This is a genomic window from uncultured Azohydromonas sp. (assembly GCF_937926365.1).
Classification (GTDB): Bacteria; Pseudomonadota; Gammaproteobacteria; order Burkholderiales; family Burkholderiaceae_C; genus Azohydromonas.
The window spans coordinates 114,276-129,508 of record NZ_CALAOH010000226.1 but is presented as its reverse complement, the minus strand read 5'-3'; the positions used below and the strand labels follow the sequence as shown (position 1 = coordinate 129,508).

The window sequence follows — 15,233 nt, the reverse complement described above, 5'->3', positions numbered from 1 at the left end:
AAGGTTGCGCCCTATACAGATCAACAACTTACGCGATTTGGTGTCGAACTCGGGTGCGCTGTTCGCCGAGACCCTCGTCGAGGACGAGGCCAGCCTCGAAGCCCAGCTCGCGGCCTTGCGCGCGACGATGCCCGAGACGCCGTCGTCGCTCAAGGCAGCGCCTCGGCGCCCGCGCCGCCAGGCGCTGCCCGAACACCTCAAGCGCGTGGAGCACCGCCACGAGCCCGAGGACACCCACTGCCCGACACCGGGTTGCGGGCGCTTGATGACGCGCGTGGGCGAGGACGTCAGCGAGAAGCTCGACATCGTTCCCGCGCAGTTCTTCGTGCACCGCCACATCTACGGCAAGTGGGCGTGTCGCTGCTGCGAACGTCTGGTGCAGGAGCCGGCCGAGCCCGACGTGGTCGACGGCGGCATCCCGGCCAGCGGCCTGGTGGCGCACACGATGATCAGCCGCTTCGTGGACCACCTGCCGTACTACCGCCAGGAAGACATCAACGCCCGATCGGGCGTGCACACACCGCGCTCGACGCTGGCGTCGTGGTCCGGCCAGGGCGGTGCGTGGCTGCTGCCGCTGTACGAGGCGCACAAGCGCTTCGTGCTCAGCGCGGCGGTGCTGCACGCCGACGAGACACCGGTGCCGCTGCTGGACCCCGGCCGTGGCAAGACCAAGAAGGCCTACGTCTGGGCCTATGCGCGCAGCCCGCTGGACGGTGCACCGGGTGTCATCTACGACTTCTGTAACGGCCGCGGGGCGCAGTACCCGCTGGCCTTCCTCGGCGGCAAGGGCCCGCCATACCCCGAACCGCCCTGGCGCGGCACGCTGGTGTGCGACCAGTACGCCGCCTACGCGGCTGTGCTGGCCCCCAGGACCCAGCCCGGGCGGCAGGCCGCTGGCTGTGCTGCTCATGCAAGGCGCCGCTTTGAGGAATTGAGCAAGCATGCTGCCAGCGCCAGCCCCGTGGCGTTGGAAGCCATGCAGCGCTGGGCACGCATCTACCACGTCGAGAGTCTTCTGGCGGGCATGACGCCCCAGGACCGGCTCGATGGCCGTCAGCGCCTGAGCCGTCCGCTGTGGGACGAGCTGCATGCATGGCTGAAGCTGCAACGCCAGCGCGTGGCCGGCGGAGCCATCGCCAAGGCCATTGACTACAGCCTCAACGGCTGGGATGCGCTGACGTTGCACCTGAGCGATGGGCGCGTGCTCATCGACAACAACCACCTGGAGCAGCAGATCAAGCCCTGGAAACTCGGAGCGAAAAATTGGCTGTTCGTCGGCAGCGAGCTCGCCGGCCAGCGCGCGGCCGTGGTCATGAGCCTGGTGCAGTCTGCAAAACTTTGCGGGATCGATCCCTGGGCCTACCTGCGCGACGTGCTGGCGCGCATCCACAGCCATCCGGCCAGCCGCATCGACGAGCTGCTGCCGCATCGCTGGCGCCCGTCCTGACCGACCCAATCGGCCGGCATCACTACTGCCTGCCACACGCGGGGCCGGCATCGTTGCGGACTTCCCTCAACAGATCAACGTGGTGTCGCCGGACGCTCACGCTAAACCAAGCCAGCATGTGCAATGCAGGCCCGGATGATGCGAGGCTTCTGCCGGAGTCGCTGGCAGGCACCGCGTAGTTTTTTTCGGGTTTCAGCGAGGTTGGCACAGCAGACGTTGCGCATCTCGACATGCTTCAGGTGCCGCCAGATTCCCTCCTGGGGATCGAGCTCGGGGGCGTATCCAGGGAAGCGTTCGAGATGCAGCCTCTCGCCACCCTCCTCATGCAGGAACTGCTTGACGGCGCGACTGCGATGGATCGGCGCGCCGTCCCAGAGCGCGCTGTTCGGCTGAGAGCTTGCACGCCGCCCCGGGGGCGCTGCGCTTGTTCAACGCTGCAATCCCGCCGCCTTCACGCCTGCGGCGCATCCACTGCGAAACCGCTCCCGGTGTGACGCCCAACGCCTGCGCAATCTCTGCCTGTGTCCAACCCTGCAGTTCCCAGGCACGCAGCCGTCGGCCCTCACGCCAGTCGACGGCCCGGCTCGAAATCAACTGTTCCATGTTGACCTCCTTGCAGACCTTGTCCGAGTTGAGCAATCTATGCGCCGGTCAGTAATCCCTATGCAGTACGAGCAACACTGGCATGCTGTGGTTTGACAGTAGCCATGTCAACACTCTCCTTTTGGTATGTGTTGCGACAACCGGTTGAATTCGCCATCAGGCCCGGTGAACGTGCTCCGCTGGGTCCTGCAGGTAGTAAGACACCAACAGCCGGTACATCGCCGGCTGTTGTTCTTTAAGAATCCATGGCGTGACGAAGAATGCCTCGCTGGCCACGGCAAAGAATTCCTCCAACCCTACGCATCCATAGGGATCGATAGCTGTTTCCATGCCTCTATCTACCAGACGGCAAAGATGCTCGAACTCCGTCTCCAGTACAGCGAGCCAATGTCGCTGTGCTTGGAGGTTAGGCAGCATTGGCACGCCGTTAGCTTCGCCGTCTTGCATGTCCAGAACATGAGCAAACTCATGGATCACGACGTTATAAGCAGGTCCGGCCGGGCCTTTGCCGTCGTAGATGTCGCTCCAGCTTAGCATGACAGGCCCCCCCTCCACGGCTTCTCCAGCCAGGGCTTCTTCGTAGGTATGGACGACGCCAGATGCATCCACGGTTTCACGTAAGGCAACAACCGTGTCTGCGTGCATAACGATGCCCACAAATGAGTCGTAGCACGGTGACAGTCCCAATTTCAAGATCGGCAAGCAGGCCTGTGCGGCGACCGCAACGACAATGTCGTTGCGCAGCTCAAACCCGTCAACACCATGGAACTCCTTGCTATCGAGAAATAGGCTGCACATGCGCCGTAGCACGATTAGATCTGCTCCGGGACAGAAACATAGGAATGGAAAACGCCGCAACGTTAACTGCCATATGGCATCGGGAATAGCCCTTCGCTGCAATGCGCGGGCTTCGCGCCGCTGCTCAAGGGCTTGCCGCAGCCGGGTAAACATGTCAAATGTTGATTCTTGTGAATCCTTCTTGCGTGAGACGCAATATCTCTGCTCGGGCAGGGCCTGAGTTGTCAAGCTCCCAGTCGGTCAGGACATGTCGTTCATAGCCCGGGGCTATGGATTGGCTGCCCGGACGGTGGGTATGCCCGTGTACTAGGACATTGCATTGTGTCTGGGTAAGCCAACCTAGCGCGGCGCTCAGATCGACGTCTGCCCAGGCGGGCATGTCATTTTGGTGTTGACGGCTGGCATCCCGCATGTTGCGGGCCAGTTCGCGACGCTCGGACAGGGGTTTAGCCAAGAACAGGCGCTGCCAGTTCGGGTCGCGTACCTGGAGGCGAAAACGTTGGTAGCTGGCATCCGCCAGGCATAGCAGGTCGCCATGCGTTAACAGAACGCGCTGTCCGTGTGCCTCAAGTACAGCCGGATCATCAACAGGGTGAACACCAATGTGTTGTAGCAGCTCAGAGCCAACAAGGAAGTCCCGATTGCCCGGTAGGAAGCCAATCCAGCGGCGCTGCGCCGCCTGATGTAGTGCATTGATGGCCTCAGCTTCGAAGGCCTCTTGCCGACATGCGTCGTCACCGATCCAGGCCTCGAACAAATCTCCCAGGATGAACACTGCCTGCCCAGCCGTTTTCGCCAGGAAACGCTTCCAAGCGTCAAAAGTGTGCGGACGCGAGGCATCCAGGTGCAAATCGCTGATGAAATCAACACACTCCCAGCTCGAAGGCGCTGAAATGACTTCAAGCGGCGGCAGCACCGGCACTGCCGCCATAATTTTTGGAGTACTCAGGCGACCTCGACCACGCGCTCAATAACAACGTCCTGCACAGGCACGTCGCCGTGTCCGCCACGATTACCAGTAGCCACGCGTTCGATGGCATCGACCACATCGGTACCGGCGACGACCTTGCCGAAGACGGCATAACCCCAGCCGTCCTGAGAACGGTCCTTATCCAGGAAGCCGTTATTTTTGGTGTTGATGAAGAATTGGGCTGTAGCCGAATGCGGCGCCATGGTGCGAGCCATGGCAATGGTGTACTTCTCGTTGCGCAGACCGTTGGCGCTTTCGTTGCTGATTGGTGCTCCTGTGGACTTTTGCTTCATGCCGGGTTCAAAGCCACCACCCTGAATCATGAAACCCTGAATGACTCGGTGAAACACCGTGCCGTCGTAGTGGCCAGCTCGCACGTAACTCAGGAAGTTCTCCACCGTAGCGGGCGCCTTGACGTCGTCCAGTTCAATGCGGATTGCGCCAGCGCTGGTAGTCATTTCAATGGTCTTGCTCATGTTCACTTCTCTACGGTTGCTTTGTTAATCACCACTGGCTGCAGTGGCACGTTCTGGTGGGGGCCTTTATTGCCGGTGGGCACTTGCCGGATCTTGTCAACGACTTCCATACCGGAAACCACTTTGCCGAACACGGCGTAACCATTGCCGTCACGCGCGTTGGGCTGGTCCAAGAAGGGGTTGTCCTTGACATTGATAAAGAACTGGGCTGTGGCGGAGTCGGGCACCATGGTGCGCGCCATCGCGACGCTGCCACGCACATTGGACAAGCCGTTGCGGCTTTCTAGGGGAATGGCTGCACGGGTGGGCTTTTCAGTCAGGTCGGGCAACATGCCGCCGCCCTGGATCATGAAATCCTCAATGACACGATGGAACACCGTGCCGTCGTACTGTCCTGCGCGTACATACTGCAAGAAATTGGCCGCAGTCTTGGGCGCCTTGTCGGCAGCAATTTCAATGACCACATCGCCCATTGAGGTCTGCAGCTTCACCTTTTGTGCCAATGCTGTGGGTGCAGTCATGCATAGAGCAAGCACAGCGCCGAAGGAGGTGAGGGCAGTCAGTCGGATCATGGGTTGGACGTCCTTGGCTATACTGATCCGATTCTACTGAAGCCCCCGGCGCCCGTTTCCCGGCCGGCGCCTGCCGGGCGGGTCGCATCTGGGACGTTCCCGGCGCTAGCTGTCGCCTTCCCGTCGATGACCCTTCGCATCTATAACACGCTCAGCCGTCAGGTCGAGCCTTTCACACCCATAGAACCCTCGCATGTACGCATGTATGTGTGCGGCATGACCATCTACGACCTGTGCCATGTCGGGCATGCGCGCATGATGATGGCCTTTGACGTCGTGAGTCGTTGGCTGCGGGCCAGTGGCTACAAGGTGACCTACGTACGCAACATCACTGACATCGACGACAAGATCATCCGTCGCGCTCTGGAACGCAACATTCCCATACGGCAGCTCACCGACGAGATGATCGCCGCGATGCACCAGGATGTTGCCTCCATCGGCATTGAGCCACCGACGCACGAGCCGCGCGCTACCGAATACGTACCGCAGATGCTGGAAATGATCCAGCGCTTGGAGGACAAGGGACTGGCATACCGGGCATCCGGGGGCGACGTCAACTTTGCGGTCCGCAAGTTCCCTGGCTACGGCAAGCTCTCCGGCAAGTCGCTCGATGAACTGCGCGCCGGCGAACGCGTGGCCGTGTTGGAAGGTAAGGAAGACCCATTGGACTTCGTGCTGTGGAAGTCTGCCAAGCCGGAAGAACCCGCTGATGCCAAATACTCCAGCTCTTTCGGGCCAGGCCGTCCGGGCTGGCATATCGAGTGTTCGGCCATGAGCTGTGCGTTGCTGGGCGAGCACTTCGACATCCACGGCGGCGGGATGGACCTGCAGTTCCCACACCACGAAAACGAGATCGCGCAGAGCGAGGGAGCCACCGGCCAGACTTTCGTCAACGTGTGGATGCACAACGGCTTCCTCAATGTGGACAACGAGAAGATGTCGAAATCGCTCGGCAACTTCTTCACAATCCGCGATGTCCTGAAGAGCTTTGACGGCGAGACAGTGCGCTTCTTCATGTTGCGCACCCACTATCGCAGCCCGTTCAACTTCAGCGATGCCAACCTCGAGGACGCCCGCCACGCGCTGCGCCGTCTCTACACGGCCCTGGCGAACTTGGAGGCCGTTCCTGCACTAGAGTCCATCGATTGGACACAGCCGCAGGCCGCCGCCTTCCGTGCCGCGATGGACGAGGATTTCAACACCCCCGGCGCCGTGGCTGTGTTGTTCGAACTGGCTGCCGAAGTCAACCGCAGTCACTCGGCAGACGCGGCTGCGCTGCTCAAGGCACTGGGTGCAGTTCTGGGGCTGTTGCAGCAGTCACCGCGCGCATTCCTGCAGGGAGGCAACACCCTTGACAACGCCGACATCGAACGGCTGATCGAGCAACGTGCCGCAGCTAAGAAGGCGCGCGATTTCGCAGCAGCCGACGCCATCCGCCGTAACTTGGCCGAGCGTGGCATCGTGCTGCAGGACTCGGCGCAGGGCACGACCTGGGTGAAGGCCTGAATGGCGCGCCCGGCCGCCGCCGTGACGCCTGCCTATTGGGACGAGGCGTGCAAGCACCTGGCCAAGCGTGACCGTGTGATGCGCAAGCTCATCCCGCAGTTCGGCGAGGCGCGGCTGCAGTGCCGCGGTGACGCCTTCACCACATTGGCGCGCTCCATCGTCGGGCAGCAGATCTCGGTACGCGCGGCGCAGTCGGTGTGGGAGCGATTCATCGCGCTTTCCGGTGGGCGCTCCACTCGGCTGCAGCCTGCGGCCGTACTGGATCTCGAAGTTACGGCCATGCGGGCGGCGGGGCTGTCGGCGCGTAAGGTGGAGTACCTGCGCGACCTGGCTACGCACTTCACCGACGGTACGGTTCACGTACGTCAATGGCAGCAGATGGACGATGAAGCCATCATTGAGGAACTCGTCGCCGTGCGCGGCATCGGTCGATGGACAGCCGAGATGTTCCTCATTTTTCACTTGATGCGCCCTAACGTGCTGCCGCTGGACGACGTCGGCCTGTTGCGTGGCATCAGCCTTAACTATTTCAGCGGTGAGCCGGTATCACGTGCGGAGGCGCGTGAGGTCGGTGACGCCTGGGCGCCGTACCGTTCGGTGGCCACCTGGTATCTCTGGCGCAGCCTCGACCCGGTGCCTGTCGAATACTGAGCCGTCCCGGCAAGGAATCCCTTCATGAGCAAGAAACACTTCCTCGACTTCGAACAGTCCGTCGCCGAGTTGGAAGGCAAGATCGAAGAGCTGCGCTACGTGCAGACCGAGTCCGCCGTGGACATCTCTGAGGAAATCGAGCGGCTACAGAAGAAGAGCCTGCAGCTGACCAAGGATATCTACGCCAATCTCACGCCGTGGCAGGTGACGCAGATCGCCCGCCACCCGCAGCGTCCCTACACGCTGGACTACATCAACGAGATCTTCAGCGACTACCAGGAACTGCATGGCGACCGCCATTATGCGGACGACCAGTCCATCGTCGGCGGTCTGGCCCGCTTTAACGGCCAAGCTTGCATGGTGCTGGGTCACCAGAAGGGACGTGATACCAAGGAGCGCGCGGCGCGCAACTTCGGCATGAGCCGCCCCGAGGGCTATCGCAAGGCGCTGCGGCTGATGAAATTGGCCGAGAAGTTCGGGCTGCCAGTTTTCACCTTCGTGGATACGCCGGGCGCGTATCCGGGCATCGGTGCCGAGGAACGGGGACAGTCCGAAGCCATTGGCCGCAACATCTTCGAGATGGCACAGCTGGAGGTGCCCATCATCACCACCATCATCGGCGAGGGTGGTTCCGGCGGTGCGCTGGCCATTAGCGTGGCAGACCAGGTGCTGATGCTGCAGTTCTCCGTCTATTCCGTGATTTCACCTGAGGGCTGTGCTTCCATTCTGTGGAAGACCGCCGAGCGCGCCGCCGATGCGGCAGAGGCGCTGGGCATCACGGCACACCGCCTCAAGGCTCTGGGCCTGATCGACAAGATCGTGAGCGAGCCCGTGGGCGGTGCGCACCGCGACATGCGCCACATGGCCGCCACGCTCAAGCGCGCGCTCAACGACGCACTGCGCCAAGTGGTGGATCTCAAGCCGCGAGAGCTGCTGCAGCGCCGCTACGAGCGGCTGCAGTCCTATGGACGCTTCAACGACACCACCGAGCGCTGATATCCCCTGCGTCGCCGTTGCCACCAGCGGCGGTCGCGATTCCACCGCACTGCTCCATGCCACGGCCCGCGCCGCGCAGGCATTGGGTCTGCGCGTGCTTGCGCTGCACGTGCACCACGGGCTGCTACCCGAAGCCGACGCCTGGGTAGAGTACCTGCAGCGCCAGTGTGCCGACTGGTCACGGCAAGGCCTGCCTGTGGCGCTGCGATCGTGCCGACTCGAAGGCAGCCCGGGGCGAGGCGAAAGTGTCGAAGCCTGGGCTCGGCGAGGGCGCTATGCGGCACTAAGCCGTATGGCGTGGGAAGGCGGTGCTGCGCTCCTCCTGTTGGCTCACCACCGGCGCGACCAAGCCGAGACTTTCCTGCTGCAGGCTCTCCGCGGTGGCGGCGCGGCCGGACTTGCCGCGATGCCGCGGCAAGCGATGCGTGACGGCCTGCCGTGGGTGCGACCTTGGCTGGAGCAGCCCTCGGAAGCCATCGATGCCTACGTGCAGGCGCACGGCCTGTCCTACGTCCAGGACCCTAGCAATGAGGACCATAGCTACGCTCGCAATCGCCTACGGCATCGCGTGATGCCGGCGTTGACGGCTGCATTTCCACAGGCTGAGCAGGCGCTGGGAGCGGCCACTCGGCAAGCACAACAGGCTCGCGAATGTCTGCAGGCGCTGGCGGAGATCGACCTGGCTGCCGTGGCCGCAGGACACGAGCTGCGCCTATCGGCACTGGCTACGCTGCCCCCGGCCCGCCAAGCGAACCTACTGCGCCACTGGCTGCTGCAGCGCTGCGGTCGCAGTCCCGGCGACACCCTGCTGCAACGCCTGTTGAGTGAGCTGTACGGAAGCGATCTGCCTGCATGCTGGCCGGCCGGCGAGCAGGTGCTGCAGCGCTACCGGGGCCGGTTGCGCTGCGAGCCGGCCGGGAAAGGCGTGATGGTGGAGCCAGCGCCTGAAGGGCAGCAGGTTTGCATCGACGGCCCAGGTCGGCAGCGCCTGGATACCTGGGGCGGCTGGCTGGAGGTGCGCAGCGTGGATGAAGGTGGTGTGGCTCCAGCGCGGCTGCGGGCATGCATCGCGCGCGCGCGCAGCGGCGGCGAGCAATTCCAGCTCAAGCCGGGAGGGGTCCCGCGCAGCCTCAAGAAACAGTACCAGACCCTGGGTGTGCCAGCGTGGCACCGTGACGGTCCACTGCTGTGGCTGGACGGAGCGCTCTTGTTCGTGCCCCGCCTGGGCCTAGATGCGCGGATGTGGGCACCCCTCGGCGAGCCGCAGCTGGCACTCGAATGGGTGCCCGATACAGCCGGCTAGAATCGTGGATTCGCGGGCCGCTGGTGCCTCGCGGCAAACACCGGGCCTGTTTCAAACACCATGGCATTGATCGTTCACAAGTACGGCGGTACGTCGATGGGCTCCACGGAGCGCATCCGCAACGTCGCCAAGCGCGTGGCCAAGTGGGCACGCGCGGGCCACCAGATGGTGGTCGTTCCTTCCGCGATGAGCGGTGAAACCAACCGACTGCTGGGGCTGGCCAAGGAGCTGTCGCCCAAGCAGACGAGCTCCGCGCTGCTGCGCGAGCTCGACATGATTGCCGCCACGGGCGAGCAGGTGTCGGTGGGCCTGCTGGCCATCGCGCTCCAGGCCGAAGGCATGGAGGCCATCAGCTACACCGGCTGGCAGGTTCCGGTGCAGACCGATTCGGCCTATACCAAGGCCCGCATCGAGAGCATCGATGATGCCCGCGTGCGCGCCGACTTGGCCGCAGGCAAGGTGGTGATCATTACCGGTTTCCAGGGTATCGACGCCGAGGGGCACATCACTACGCTGGGCCGCGGCGGCTCGGACACCTCTGCGGTGGCGGTGGCGGCGGCGATGAAGGCCGACGAGTGCCTGATCTACACCGACGTCGATGGCGTCTACACCACCGACCCACGTATCGTGGCCGAGGCACGGCGCCTGAGCACCATCAGCTTCGAAGAGATGCTGGAGATGGCCAGCCTGGGCTCCAAGGTGCTGCAGATCCGCTCGGTGGAATTCGCGGGCAAGTACCGCGTGCCGCTGCGCGTGCTCTCCAGCTTCACGCCCTGGGATATTGATATCGAAGAGGAAGCCCGCTCTGGCACCCTGATCACCTTCGAGGAAGACGAAAAGATGGAACAAGCCGTTGTCTCCGGTATCGCGTTCAACCGCGACGAGGCCAAGATCACCGTCATGGGCGTGCCCGACAAGCCCGGTATCGCTTACCAGATCCTTGGCGCCGTGGCCGAGGCCAACATCGACGTCGACGTGATCATCCAGAACGTGTCGCACGACGGGAAGACCGACTTCTCCTTCACCGTGCACCGTAATGACTACCAGCGCACGGTGGACTTGCTGCAAAGCCAGGTGCTGCCCGCGCTAGGTGCCAAGGACATCATCGGTGACACCAAGATCTGCAAGGTCAGCATCGTTGGCATCGGTATGCGCAGCCATGCCGGCGTGGCCAGCAAGATGTTCCGCGCCCTGAGCGACGAGGGTATCAACATCCAGATGATCACCACCAGCGAAATCAAGACCAGCGTGGTGATCGACGAGAAGTACATGGAACTCGCCGTGCGCGCGCTGCATCGCGCCTTCGAACTGGACCAGGAAAAGGTCGGCGCCTAAAAAAACTTCGCAAGGTGCTTGGAAGTTCGAAAAAACCTTGCTAGAATGGCAGCTTCTGCACTGGAGTCGTGACCGAGAGGCCGAAGGTGCTCCCCTGCTAAGGGAGTATGCGGGCAAAACCTGCATCGAGGGTTCGAATCCCTCCGACTCCGCCACCCCATAGAGGGTGAACCGGGATGGTTTGGGCTTACACCCATCAACCCACCCACCAAAAGCAAATCAACGGTATCAGACTACCGAAGATGAAGCGGTGAACCCCAGGTTCCCCATCCAAAGCCGGCAGCTCATGCCGGCTTTTTTCTTTCCGCTTTCACCATCCGCTCGGCAGTGCCGGCCACAGGCTCATGCCCGGCAGCTGCGCACGCGCTGACGTAGCGCCGCAGGATGGCCGCCTCAAGGTGGACCGCCGGGTCTTGCGATAGAGCAGGGCTAGCTGCTCGAAGTACCATGGGGCGATGTACCAACCCGGGGCCGCGGCCTTGGCTTCGGCCTCCACGGCGCCCACCAGGCGCAGCAGCAGGCCGGCGGCCGCGTCGTTGTCCCCGCTGCGCTTCAGCCCCTTCACCTCGTCCACGTAGGCGGTGAAGTGCTTCCCGTCGACTAGCCCGGCGGCTTGGCGCGCGCTCACCACTGCAGGCCCGCCACGTCGAACTCGAAGACCCGCGAGCCGTAGCCGTAGAAGTCGGCCTCGATGAGCAGCCGCTTCGCCGTCTTCAGAGACACCAGCAGTCGGTCATGATCGCGGACGAATATCACATTGGTAGCGGTGTAGTCCGCTGGGCGCACGGCCGGCAGATCCACCACCTTTCCGGCGTCGAACCTTGCCGCGACGCGACAGCCGCTGCTGGGGCAAAGGAACTCTCCCGGGCCCACCTGCAGCATTGCCGTCTTGCCGTGTCGCGGATGGACGCGAAGCGCCAGAGTCGCGCGCTCGCTCTTGTGCGGCAGGAAATCCACGGTGTTGCTGGAATTGATGGTGGCGATCTTGATCTCGCCGCGCCCCATCTTGTCCGGCGTGGTGCGGTACGCCCAATGCGGCGCACCTTGACCCAGCGCGGCGCCGGATAGCAGTGCGGCGCATGCACCGATGCCGACCGCCTTCAGCATGGTTCTCATCAGTCCCTCCCGTCGTCGTGGGCCCAATGATCCCGCAACGGGACGGCGTTACCAGTTCCAGCAGATCAAAGCGGCTCAGGAGGCCCGAAGACTGCAGCCCGTAGCATCGCCCGGCATGGAGCCTCTGCAAATCCCCATCACTGACGACAAGCCCGGGGAACCGTGGCACGTCGTCTTCAATGCCACCTGCCGACTCGCCGTCGTGTGCGAGCGCAGTGGCACGCGCATTGAATTCCCGCTGCTGGCGGGCCAGCCGGTCACCGTCACCGGAGGCTTCTCTGACGTGCGGTTTGAAATCCTGGACGCCACATTGCCTGGGGACGGCGCTGGCCTGCAGTTGGTCAGCCCGGCCGCCCCTGGACATTCGTAGTCCGCAGAGCTCCCCACATCGGGCCGCGCCGCTCGGCAATCTGCGAGGCCGACTCCTTCACTGCCATGTCAATCACCATGCGCTGCTGCTGCGCGTCCCAGGTCGTCCGCTGCACGGCCAGCGGCTGCCCGTTGTTGTTGATGATGACGGTAGGCGCTGCACCAGCGCCGGCCATGTCTGCCGCGGAAGTCACTCGCCCGCCGCTGGTGGGGAGGAGGTACTGCGCCCCGTTCGCGGCCGTGAACATCTCCGGGCGCCCCGTCTCGTTCACCCGATACATGGTGTCGGCGCTCGCCGGTCCTCCGTACTGGCGCCCACCGCCGTAGTTCACGCCCTGGATGGTCGTGATGATGTTGGCCGTGGCCGCTGCCACCGATGCCATGGCCGGGATGTTGGCGGGGAAGGGGAGCGCGGCGGCGTTGGCGATGCCCTGCTGGATCTTCACGATGGACTCGGCTACGGCGAACGCCTTGGAGGCCGCGAACATCGCCTTGTAGATGCCGGACTGCTTGCCTGCCCCGGCCGCCGCGATCGTCGCCAGCGAGCCGAACAGATCTGAGGCGCCGGCCAGCTGCGCCTGCGCGGCGCTGCTGCGCAGGTTTGCAATGTCCTGCTGCATGCGCTGCTCAATGGCCACCTTCTGGTCCGCGTAGAGCTGGCTTGCCTCCAGGTCCATCAGGCGGGCCTGTTCGACGGCCGCCATATCTGCCTCTGCCCGCGCTCGAATCGCATCCTCCTGCGCCTGCGGGTCTCCGCCCTCGGCCTTGATCTGCAGCGTGCCCAGCCGCACGTTGGTGCGCTGGGTCTCCAGCTGCTTCTGCTGGTCGATTGCCATCTGCGCGGCCTGCACCTTGCGGGCCTCGGCCTCTTCGAAGGTCAGGGCGCCGCGGCGGTAGCCTTCTTCTGCCTGGCGGATGGCCTCGTTCCGGATGAGCAGGATGCGGCGCTCGGTGGTGCCAGCGAGCACGATGCCGGCCTCAGCGCGCGCACGGGTGTTGCGCTCCACCAAGTCAGCCCGCTCCTGCTCGGCCTTAAATGTGGCCAGCGTCTTTGCCCGCTCGGCCTGCTCGTGGGTCATCGTCCCCAGGCGCTCAGCAGCTTCGGCCCGGCGCACTGCCTCGGCGCGCACCGCCTCAATCCTCGTGGCCTCGTCGGTGGTGACCTGGATGTTGAAGTCTGCGATCTGCTGCGTGTTCTCCTCCTCCAGGCGGGCGCGCTCCATAGCGAACTTCTTGATGATCTCCACCTTGGCCTTGGTGTAGATCGCCGCGTTGTCCTTGTCCGCCAGCATGCGGCGCTGGTTCTCGGTCAGCGCTTTCTGCTCCTCGGCGTCGATCTGCTCCAGCGCGGTCTTGTTGGCCGCCACCAGTCCCTGGTAGTAGGCCTGCGCTGTGGCAGTCTTGGCAGCGGCCTTGCGGGCCTCGTCCTCGTCCTTGGGCGGCTTGAGCTTCGACATGGCCGGCGCTGCCTGCGCGGCGCGGTCCAGGCGGTCGGGCTCGGGCGTGAGCTTCAGCGCTGCCTGCTGCTGCCGGAAGCGCGGGCCCATGTAGCTGGCGCCACCGATGGCCAGCACGTCGTCTTTCATCTGCGTCAGCGCGGCGCGCGCGGCGCCCAGCTGGCCCTGCGCAGCGAGCCCGGCCGATGCCGCCAGGCCGGCCACGCCAGCGCCCATCTGGCGGAAGCCACGCACCACGAAGTCCGTGGCGTCCACCACGTAGGACAGGACGGTGGCCGTGTCCTCGGCCCACTTCTGCACCAGCTTCGCGCGCCCGGCCTTCTCACCCTCGCCAGCCATGGCGGCCAGGCGGCCGGCTACGAAGTCCAGTATGTCGCCCAGGCCCTTGCCGGCGCCGCTGAGCGCCGCGCTCGTGCCGGTCAAGTCGTCCAACTTCTCGTTGGCGCGCGCGGCCGCGTCCATGGCCACGGTGAAGGCGCCGCGCATCGTCTCGGGCATCTGCGCGAAGTCGGCGTTGATGCTGCTGGCGGCCTTGCTCATCGCCTGCACCACCACGTCCGCGGTGAGCTTGCCCTGCTCGCCCAGGCTCTTCAGCTGGCCGATGGGCACGCCGATGCCGTCGGCCAGCTGCTTCATCAGGTAGGGCGCCGTTTCCATGAGGCTCTTGAGCTCGTCGCCGGCGAGCTTCCCGGAGCCCAGCGCTTGGCCGAATTGAAGCATCGCTGCGGAGGCCTCGCCCGCCGACACGCCGGACACCTTGATGGCCTTGGCCAGCAGCTCGGTGAGCGTGAGCGTGTCCTGCTGGGTGCCGCCCATCTGCTTGATGGACGAGTTCAGCCTGGCAAACACCTGGACATTGCTCTCCAGCTCGGTCTGCGTGGCGGCGCTGATCTTCGTGAGCGCGCGCAGCGCCTCAGCACCGGCCTGGATGCTGCCGGCGGCGATGTTGACCCGGGCCGCCAGAAGGCGCATGTCGTCGGCCATCTCGGCGGACTTCACCAGGACCATAGCCGCGGCCAGTACCTTCACAGCGGTGGCCACCGCCGTCATGGCGCCCACGCCGGCCTGCTTGACACCGTCGAAGCTGCCAGCGGCCTTCTTCAGCTCCCGATCAACTCGGCGCTGTGCATCGATCAGCCCCTGGGTGTCCAGGGTAGTTGTATAAAAAATGCCGCCTACATGGGTCCCGGCTGCCTCAGACATGGCGGCTCCCTCTCGTGTTGATGGATTGTTTGATGGGTGTGCCACTCATGCGTGCTGCGCTGCCCTCTGTGACGTGGCGGATGCATGGTCCGCCATAGTGATTTCGGTGCTCCGCGCACCACCGGCGCAGGTGCTGCACTTGCTCAATTGCTGTCCTCGGTGTCGGTGTCCGGGATGCTGGCGTCCACCATCTGAACCACCACCGCGTGCAGCCCAGCGGCTTCCAGCGTGGCCACATAGTCCTCAGCCGTCTCCCCTGGCTGCTGCTCGCGCCAGCCTGGCGGCTCGGGCACCGGCTCACCAAGGCCGCCGCGGGAAAACAAGTCCGACACCAGCCGCCCATCGGCGCCCTCCCAGAGCACCACCGCTGGGCCGCACGGCGGCGCCATGGCCTGCTCCAACTTCGCCAGTCGCGCGCGCAGATCCACCAT

Annotated in this window: 17 protein-coding genes and 1 tRNA gene; 8 read left to right on the top strand and 10 right to left on the bottom strand. The window is 64.1% G+C overall.

All coding sequences use genetic code 11. The features are described 5' to 3' along the window. On the top strand, positions 1 to 1,447 hold a 1,447-nt coding region (locus tag Q0741_RS25410), incomplete at its 5' end, for an IS66 family transposase (RefSeq protein WP_298235988.1). A 101-nt stretch (positions 1,448 to 1,548) separates the two neighbouring features. Here Q0741_RS25410 and Q0741_RS28925 read toward each other — a convergent pair. From Q0741_RS28925 to Q0741_RS25385, 6 genes are all read right to left on the bottom strand, one after another. Next, entirely contained in the window at positions 1,549 to 1,776 is a 228-nt protein-coding gene (locus Q0741_RS28925; protein ID WP_367184180.1) for a hypothetical protein, read from the bottom strand. Then, positions 1,769 to 2,050: a helix-turn-helix domain-containing protein gene (locus tag Q0741_RS25405; RefSeq protein ID WP_298235987.1), complete on the bottom strand. Its 282-nt coding sequence runs from the start codon at positions 2,048 to 2,050 to the stop codon at positions 1,769 to 1,771. The genes Q0741_RS28925 and Q0741_RS25405 overlap by 8 nt, the downstream gene beginning before the upstream one ends. A gap of 156 nt (positions 2,051 to 2,206) precedes the next feature. Continuing rightward, positions 2,207 to 3,001 (bottom strand): zinc-dependent peptidase, encoded by a 795-nt coding sequence (locus Q0741_RS25400; protein ID WP_298235986.1) that lies wholly within the window; start codon positions 2,999 to 3,001, stop codon positions 2,207 to 2,209. A gap of 1 nt (position 3,002) precedes the next feature. Beyond that, positions 3,003 to 3,779, bottom strand: coding sequence for a UDP-2,3-diacylglucosamine diphosphatase (locus Q0741_RS25395; RefSeq protein WP_298235985.1), 777 nt, complete (start codon positions 3,777 to 3,779; stop codon positions 3,003 to 3,005). A gap of 14 nt (positions 3,780 to 3,793) precedes the next feature. Then, positions 3,794 to 4,294, bottom strand: a complete 501-nt coding sequence (locus Q0741_RS25390) for a peptidylprolyl isomerase (RefSeq protein ID WP_298235984.1) — start codon at positions 4,292 to 4,294, stop codon at positions 3,794 to 3,796. Between the two features lie 2 nt (positions 4,295 to 4,296). Continuing rightward, positions 4,297 to 4,866: a peptidylprolyl isomerase gene (locus Q0741_RS25385; RefSeq protein ID WP_298235983.1), complete on the bottom strand. Its 570-nt coding sequence runs from the start codon at positions 4,864 to 4,866 to the stop codon at positions 4,297 to 4,299. Between the two features lie 126 nt (positions 4,867 to 4,992). On the opposite strand from Q0741_RS25385, the gene cysS reads away from it, so the two are divergent. The 6 genes from cysS to Q0741_RS25355 all read left to right on the top strand — a co-directional run bounded on the left by cysS (position 4,993) and on the right by Q0741_RS25355 (position 10,812). After that, positions 4,993 to 6,372 carry a cysteine--tRNA ligase gene (gene cysS / locus Q0741_RS25380; protein WP_298235982.1) on the top strand — a complete coding sequence of 460 codons (1,380 nt, stop codon included), beginning with the start codon at positions 4,993 to 4,995 and terminating at the stop codon, positions 6,370 to 6,372. After that, positions 6,373 to 7,023: a DNA-3-methyladenine glycosylase 2 family protein gene (locus Q0741_RS25375; RefSeq protein ID WP_298235981.1), complete on the top strand. Its 651-nt coding sequence runs from the start codon at positions 6,373 to 6,375 to the stop codon at positions 7,021 to 7,023. Between the two features lie 24 nt (positions 7,024 to 7,047). After that, the gene (locus tag Q0741_RS25370) at positions 7,048 to 8,019 is read left to right on the top strand and encodes an acetyl-CoA carboxylase carboxyltransferase subunit alpha (protein ID WP_298235980.1); all 972 of its coding nucleotides are present in this window, start codon (positions 7,048 to 7,050) and stop codon (positions 8,017 to 8,019) included. After that, positions 7,988 to 9,322 (top strand): tRNA lysidine(34) synthetase TilS, encoded by a 1,335-nt coding sequence (gene tilS, locus Q0741_RS25365; RefSeq protein ID WP_298235979.1) that lies wholly within the window; start codon positions 7,988 to 7,990, stop codon positions 9,320 to 9,322. The genes Q0741_RS25370 and tilS overlap by 32 nt, the downstream gene beginning before the upstream one ends. A 60-nt stretch (positions 9,323 to 9,382) precedes the next feature. Continuing rightward, positions 9,383 to 10,657 carry an aspartate kinase gene (locus tag Q0741_RS25360; RefSeq protein WP_298235978.1) on the top strand — a complete coding sequence of 425 codons (1,275 nt, stop codon included), beginning with the start codon at positions 9,383 to 9,385 and terminating at the stop codon, positions 10,655 to 10,657. Positions 10,658 to 10,719: 62 nt separating this feature from the next. After that, a tRNA-Ser gene (locus Q0741_RS25355) sits at positions 10,720 to 10,812 on the top strand. A 155-nt stretch (positions 10,813 to 10,967) separates the two neighbouring features. On the opposite strand, the gene Q0741_RS25350 is transcribed toward Q0741_RS25355, so the two are convergent. Beyond that, positions 10,968 to 11,285, bottom strand: coding sequence for a hypothetical protein (locus tag Q0741_RS25350; RefSeq protein WP_298235977.1), 318 nt, complete (start codon positions 11,283 to 11,285; stop codon positions 10,968 to 10,970). Next, positions 11,282 to 11,773 (bottom strand): hypothetical protein, encoded by a 492-nt coding sequence (locus Q0741_RS25345; RefSeq protein WP_298235976.1) that lies wholly within the window; start codon positions 11,771 to 11,773, stop codon positions 11,282 to 11,284. The genes Q0741_RS25350 and Q0741_RS25345 overlap by 4 nt, the downstream gene beginning before the upstream one ends. A gap of 115 nt (positions 11,774 to 11,888) precedes the next feature. On the opposite strand from Q0741_RS25345, the gene Q0741_RS25340 reads away from it, so the two are divergent. Continuing rightward, entirely contained in the window at positions 11,889 to 12,143 is a 255-nt protein-coding gene (locus Q0741_RS25340; RefSeq protein WP_298235975.1) for a hypothetical protein, read from the top strand. On the opposite strand, the gene Q0741_RS25335 is transcribed toward Q0741_RS25340, so the two are convergent. Next, positions 12,115 to 14,802 (bottom strand): tape measure protein, encoded by a 2,688-nt coding sequence (locus Q0741_RS25335; protein WP_298235974.1) that lies wholly within the window; start codon positions 14,800 to 14,802, stop codon positions 12,115 to 12,117. The genes Q0741_RS25340 and Q0741_RS25335 overlap by 29 nt on opposite strands. A 143-nt stretch (positions 14,803 to 14,945) precedes the next feature. Beyond that, complete coding sequence (locus tag Q0741_RS25330; RefSeq protein WP_298235973.1) at positions 14,946 to 15,233, bottom strand: hypothetical protein; 288 nt, start codon at positions 15,231 to 15,233, stop codon at positions 14,946 to 14,948.